Raw genomic sequence first — 726 nt, forward strand, 5'->3', positions numbered from 1 at the left:
CCCCACCCCCGCCCGTCGCCGGTGTCTCGGGGACCGGGGCCGGAGTGAGCCGCCGCGCCGGCGGTCAGCCCAGGCGCTCGACCAGCGCCCGGTACTCCTCCCACAGCTCCTTCGGCGTGTGGTCGCCGAAGGTGTTGAGGTGCTCGGGGACCAGGGCCGCCTCCTCGCGCCAGACCTCCTTGTCGACGGTGAGCAGGAAGTCGAGGTCGGCCTCGGAGAGGTCCAGACCCTCGGTGTCCAGCGCGCCCTTGGCCGGCAGTACGCCGATCGGGCTGGTGACGCCCTCGGCGTCACCGTTGAGCCGGCCGACGATCCACTTCAGGACGCGGCTGTTCTCGCCGAAGCCGGGCCACACGAAGCGGCCGCCGTCGTCCTTGCGGAACCAGTTGACGTAGTAGATCTTCGGCAGCTTCTCCGGGTCGGCGTTCTGCCCGACCTTGATCCAGTGGGCCATGTAGTCGCCCATGTTGTAGCCGCAGAAGGGCAGCATCGCGAACGGGTCGCGGCGCAGCTCGCCGACCTTGCCCTCGGCGGCGGCGGTCTTCTCGGAGGCGACGTTGGCGCCCATGAAGACGCCGTGCTGCCAGCTGAGGGACTCCGTCACCAGCGGCACCGCGGAGGCACGGCGGCCGCCGAAGAGGATCGCGGAGATCGGGACGCCACGCGGGTCCTCCCACTCGGGGGCGATCGTCGGGCACTGCGAGGCGGGAACGGCGAAGCGGGCGT

General features: G+C 71.3%; 1 protein-coding gene. It reads right to left on the reverse strand.

Features of this window, described 5'->3' with window-relative positions; translation table 11 throughout:
- Window positions 1-64: 64 nt before the first annotated feature.
- A partial coding sequence (locus tag E0D90_RS25905) for a phosphoenolpyruvate carboxykinase domain-containing protein (RefSeq protein ID WP_130800332.1) occupies window positions 65-726 on the reverse strand: 662 nt, incomplete at its 5' end.

This window comes from Streptomyces otsuchiensis, from assembly GCF_004305975.1.
Classification (GTDB): domain Bacteria; phylum Actinomycetota; class Actinomycetes; order Streptomycetales; family Streptomycetaceae; genus Streptomyces; species Streptomyces otsuchiensis.